Below are 4740 nucleotides of genomic sequence, written 5' to 3' on the forward strand. Positions count from 1 at the left end.
GCGCTCTGGGAGGACGGCCGCGACATCGGCGACGTCGACGTGTTGAAAGACCTCGCCAGCGAGGCGGGCATCCCCGAATCGTTCGTCGAGGAGACGCTGGCCGACGAATCGAGCGAGGCCGACCTCCAGACCGCCTTCCGGAACGCCCAGCAGACCGGCATTACCGGCGTACCAACGTTCGTCTCCGAGGACGACCACGCCGCCCGCGGCGCGGTCCCGCCGGAGCAACTCCGACGACTCGTCGAAGGCGCCTGACGCCGGATGGCGGCGGGGGATTTTTATACCACCACCGGCTCTTGTGGCGTGCGAACGATGAACATGACGATGCTGCATACCGGCGACGGCGACCGCTACGGACAGTTCCGACTCGACGGGACGCTCGTCGTCTACGACCGCGAGAACGCGAACGCGTGGGCGCGCGTCGCCCCTGCCACCGAAGTCCGAACCTAATACTCGACGTCGGTCAACTCCGCCGAGAGCTCCCACAGCCGCGCGGCCGTCTCCTCGTCGTAGGAGCGGCCGCTGGACGACTGTTCCTCCGGCGCTCCACGCATCTCGAAGAGGCCGCCGGGACCGACGTACTCGCCGCCGTCGATATCCTCGATCGTCGCCGCATACAGCATCGGTAGCGCACCCTGCTCGGCCGACTGGGCGAACAGTCGATTGAAAGCGCCCATCAGCGCCTTCTTGACCCGCGAGCTTTCCGCTTCCGGGCCGCGATACTGGAGGTTCGTCGCCGCGTAGCCGGGATGGCAGGCCACACTCGTCAGGTCGTCGCCGTGCCGGCGGTCGAGTTCGTAGGCGAAGAGAACGTTCGCCAGTTTGCTCTGGGCGTAGGCGTCCCACTTGTTGTAGGATTCCTCGCTCTGCAGGTCGTCGAAGTCTATCTCGCCGCGGGCGTGGATACCGCTTGATTGGGTGATGACGCGAGGGTCGTCGGCCGCCTCGAGCGAATCCAGCAGGAGGCCCGTCAACGCGAAGTGACCGAGGTGGTTGATGCCGAACTGCCGCTCGAAGCCCTCGGCGGTTTCGCCGCGCGGAATCGCCATCACGCCGGCGTTGTTACAGAGGACGTCGATGGCGCCGAGTTCTTCGTCGACCGTCGACGCGAACTCCCGTATCGAATCGAGGCTGGCGAGGTCGCAGTCCCGAACCGTGAGCGAAGCACCGGGGACGTCCCCGCGAACGTCGCTCGCGGCCTCGCCGCCGCGGTCGACGTCTCGGCACGCCAGCACGACGTGGGCACCCTTCCGGGCGAAGTCCCGCGTCGCTTCGAGGCCGAGGCCGCTGTTGGCGCCGGTGACGACGACCGTTCTGCCGGTGCAGTCGGGCATCTCGTCGGTGGTCCACGCGCTCATACCGGCACCTCGACTGCCAGCGGGTTACGTCTTCGGAGGCGGGCAACGCCCGCCGCTGGCTTATACACCCGGTAATGTGGGGCGCAAGGCCGATTTGAACGAGGACCCGCCTGCGTCCCAACGACTGGCGATTTTGATTGCCGTCGTGTGTCTCGCCGCCGGCGCGTTCGGCGGCGTCGCCGCGGCCAACGGCGTCACGAACGAAACGACCGTCGGCGCGGACACCGGCGTCACCGTCGGCGACGACGGCGGCGACGGCGGCTTCGTCTGTACCGGCACCGTCACCGACCACGACTGCGACAAGGAAGGCGACCTCGACGCCGGCCCCGCGAGCGTCGACTACGAGGGGTTCAACGACGATAGCGCCGAGGAACGCGAGTCCGCCTTCGGCGACCACTTCGTCGTCACCGTCGACGACCAAGGCGCCGTCGTCGCCTTCACCTGCGAACTGGACGACGACCCCTCGGCGGAGAACCCCTGTCCGGTCACCGTCGAGGAACACGACGGCCAGCAGAACCCCGGGAACGCCGAGAACGGTAACGGCGATGAAGGGAACGGTGACGACGGCAACAATGGCCAGGGCGACGAGCACAACGACGCACTCGAACACTCGAACCGGCCCTGAAGCACCTCCGACTTCGTTCTCGTAACGCCCACAGGGTATAGGCCCCCCGAGGGCGAACTCCTCCCTGAATGGCGGCGATTCAGACGCGCGAGTTGACGAAACGCTACGGCGACGTGGTCGCCCTCGACGCGCTCTCGCTTTCGGTCGACCGCGGCGAGTGCTACGGCTTTCTCGGCCCCAACGGCGCCGGAAAATCGACGACCATCAACATCCTCACCGGCCAGCTAGTGCCCGACTCCGGCGAGGCCCGCGTCGTCGATGTCGACCCCGTCGAGACGCCCGTCGAGGCGCGCCGACACGTCGGTATCCTCCCCGAGAGCGGCCGCCCACCCTCCTTTCTGACCGTCCGCGAGTACTTCGAGTTCGCGGCGGCGACGCGTGACCTCGACGACGCCACCGTCGAAACGCGGGTCGAGACGTGGGCCGAACGCCTCGAGTTCGCCCACAAACTCGATACGCTCTGTACGGACCTCTCGCAAGGGGAACGCCAGAAGGTTCTCATCACGCAAGCGTTCCTCCACGAACCCGAGGTGGTCTTCATCGACGAACCGCTGACCAATCTCGACCCCATCATGCAGGAGCGGGTCAAACGCTTCTTCGATACCTATCGGGAGGCCGGCAACACGCTCTTCCTGTCGACGCACTTCGTCGAGACGGCCGCCGAGGTCTGCACGCAGGTCGGCATCATCAATCGAGGCCACCTGCTGGAGGAGCTACGGCCCCGCGGGATGGACGGCGACGCGTTGCTCGACCGCTTCTTCCAGTCGGTCGACGAGGACATGGCCGCTGCCGAACTCACCCAGCAATGAGCCTCTCGACGCGCTACCTGCTTCGGATCATGGCCGTCGAGGAGTTCCGCCTTCACGGCCGCCTGTTCGGCGGCCGCCGGTTCGCGCTGTTCCCGGTCTTCGTCGCGCTCGTGGCCGCCGGCACCGCCGCGTTCTTCGCCCTCGCTGACGCCGATACCGACCTGCTCGTGTCCGGGCTCCACCTCGTCGTCGCCGCCCTCGGCCTGCAGGTCGGCACGGTCGGCCTCGTCGGCCGCGACGCCCTCGAGGACCTGCTCGGCGAGACGACGCTGCTGCTGTTCTCGGCCCGCACACTGCCCGTCTCCGCGAAGAAACTGCTCGTCGCCTTCCTCGTCAAGGACGTCGGCTACTACGCCGTCCTCTTTCTGCTGCCGCTGACGGTCGGCCTCGTCCCGCTGGTCGTGATGGCCGACCTCCCGGCCAGTCGTCTCCCGCTGTTGTTCCTGACGACGTCGGGCATGTTCGCCGTCGGGGTCGCCGCCAGTTTCGCGCTCGTCGGCATCCACACCCGCTCGCGGACGGCCGCGCTCGCTATCGCGCTGGGAACCGTCGCCGCACTCGTCGTCGACAGCGGTCGCGTCCTCGTCTTCACGCCCTACGGCCTGCTGTCGGGGATTCGGCCGCTCACCGTCGTCGCCAGCCTCGCGCTACCCCTCTGTCTCGGCGTCGTCGGCGCCGCGCTCTTCGAGTTCGACCGACGGACGCCCTCCCGGACGGCCGTCGACCGCTTTCGGGCGCTCCACGCGAAACTGGGTGGGGTCGACGAACAGGGTCTGCTCGCGAAATCGCTACTGGACGTGGCCCGCTCGTCGGGCGGCCTCTGGAAGGTCGTCTTCTCGCAAGGGCTGGTCTTCGCCGTCCTCGCGGTGCTTCTGGCCTACCTCCCCGACGTGGTGCCTGTCCGACCCGAACCCGGTCTCACCATCGCCGCCGTGCTCGCGTTGGGTTCCTTTACGACCTACAACTGGCTCTGCCAGTTCGACGATACCGCCTTCTACCTCCGATTCCCCGTCTCCCTGCCCGCCGTCTTCCGGGCGAAGCTGCTGGGCTTCTGTCTGCTCGCGCTGCCCGCAGGCTTTGCCTTCCTCGCGCTCGGGTCGGTCGTCTTCGGCACGGGGACGATGCTCGTCGGCATCGCCGTCTTCGCGCCGCTGTGCCTCTACATCTTCGGCATCACCACGTATCTCGCCGGCCTCGACCCGACCGAACTTCTCTTCGATACGCCCGTCTTCGTCGGGTTCACGCTGGCGAACATGGTCGTTCTCATCCCGCTTATCATCGCCGCTATCGCCTTCCAGTTGGCGCCGACGCGACTGGCGCTCGGCAGCGTCGGCTATGCCGCCGTCGCCGGCCTCGTCGGCCTCGCTCTCTATCGACGGGCCGGACCGCGCTGGGAGAAGAAGGCGCTCGCTGGCGACGATTGAAGATGAAAAAGCCGCAGCGTCGACCTACCGATTCAGCGTGTGCGTCGCCTCACCACGAGCGTTGGCGGCGGCCTCGGCGACGGCCTCCGACAGCGTCGGATGGGTGTGAATCGTGGCGGCGATGTCCTCCAGTTGGGCGCCCATCTCGATGGCCAGTCCCACCTCGGCGATGAGTTCGGAGGCATCGGGGCTGACGATCTGGGCGCCGAGGACGAACTCGGTTTCCTCGTCGGCGACGATGCGGACGAAGCCCTCGTCGGTGCCGAGCGTGAGCGCGCGGCCGGACGCACGCAGCGGCATCTCGCCGACGATGGGGTCGAAGCCCGCCTCCTCGGCCTCGCCTTCGGTCATGCCGACCGTTCCGATCTCGGGGTCGGTAAAGACCGCGGCGGGGACGGCCTGATAATCGAGCGCGGCGGGTTCGCCCGCGATGACCTCCGCGGCGACGTGGCCCTCCTTGTACGCCTTGTGTGCGAGCATCGGTTCGCCGGCCACGTCGCCGACGGCGAAGATGTGCTCGACGT

At 67.6% G+C, this 4740-nt stretch carries 6 protein-coding genes and 1 pseudogene; 5 read left to right on the forward strand and 2 right to left on the reverse strand.

Annotation, left to right across the window (positions count from 1 at the left end; genetic code table 11):
- Window positions 1-255: DsbA family oxidoreductase (locus tag V5A53_RS12935; protein ID WP_332314035.1), on the forward strand; the 255-nt coding region annotated here is incomplete at its 5' end.
- A gap of 57 nt (window positions 256-312) precedes the next feature.
- Window positions 313-450: a hypothetical protein gene (locus V5A53_RS12940; RefSeq protein ID WP_332314036.1), complete on the forward strand. Its 138-nt coding sequence runs from the start codon at window positions 313-315 to the stop codon at window positions 448-450.
- Here V5A53_RS12940 and V5A53_RS12945 read toward each other — a convergent pair.
- Window positions 447-1358 carry an oxidoreductase gene (locus V5A53_RS12945; protein WP_332314037.1) on the reverse strand — a complete coding sequence of 304 codons (912 nt, stop codon included), beginning with the start codon at window positions 1356-1358 and terminating at the stop codon, window positions 447-449. The two genes, V5A53_RS12940 and V5A53_RS12945, sit on opposite strands and share 4 nt — an antisense overlap.
- A gap of 133 nt (window positions 1359-1491) precedes the next feature.
- Here V5A53_RS12945 and V5A53_RS12950 point away from each other — a divergent pair, with 133 nt between their 5' ends.
- The 3 genes from V5A53_RS12950 to V5A53_RS12960 all read left to right on the forward strand — a co-directional run bounded on the left by V5A53_RS12950 (window position 1492) and on the right by V5A53_RS12960 (window position 4216).
- Window positions 1492-1983 carry a hypothetical protein gene (locus V5A53_RS12950; RefSeq protein WP_332314038.1) on the forward strand — a complete coding sequence of 164 codons (492 nt, stop codon included), beginning with the start codon at window positions 1492-1494 and terminating at the stop codon, window positions 1981-1983.
- A 68-nt stretch (window positions 1984-2051) separates the two neighbouring features.
- Window positions 2052-2792, forward strand: coding sequence for an ABC transporter ATP-binding protein (locus tag V5A53_RS12955; protein WP_332314039.1), 741 nt, complete (start codon window positions 2052-2054; stop codon window positions 2790-2792).
- Window positions 2789-4216 carry a hypothetical protein gene (locus tag V5A53_RS12960; protein ID WP_332314040.1) on the forward strand — a complete coding sequence of 476 codons (1428 nt, stop codon included), beginning with the start codon at window positions 2789-2791 and terminating at the stop codon, window positions 4214-4216. The genes V5A53_RS12955 and V5A53_RS12960 overlap by 4 nt, the downstream gene beginning before the upstream one ends.
- Window positions 4217-4240: 24 nt before the next feature.
- On the opposite strand, the pseudogene V5A53_RS12965 reads toward V5A53_RS12960, so the two are convergent.
- A pseudogene (locus V5A53_RS12965) lies at window positions 4241-4740 on the reverse strand (dihydrolipoyl dehydrogenase); the annotation flags it as partial.

It is taken from the genome of Natronomonas sp. (assembly GCF_036625485.1).
In the GTDB taxonomy this organism is placed as follows: domain Archaea; phylum Halobacteriota; class Halobacteria; order Halobacteriales; family Haloarculaceae; genus Natronomonas.

What these genes read in the sequence shown, in the direction of transcription:
- V5A53_RS12945 (WP_332314037.1), bottom strand. Translation starts at nt 1,358, where the DNA reads ATGAGCGCGTGGACCACCGACGAGATGCCCGACTGCACCGGCAGAACG.
- V5A53_RS12960 (WP_332314040.1), top strand. Translation starts at nt 2,789, where the DNA reads ATGAGCCTCTCGACGCGCTACCTGCTTCGGATCATGGCCGTCGAGGAG.
- V5A53_RS12940 (WP_332314036.1), top strand. Translation starts at nt 313, where the DNA reads ATGAACATGACGATGCTGCATACCGGCGACGGCGACCGCTACGGACAG.
- V5A53_RS12955 (WP_332314039.1), top strand. Translation starts at nt 2,052, where the DNA reads ATGGCGGCGATTCAGACGCGCGAGTTGACGAAACGCTACGGCGACGTG.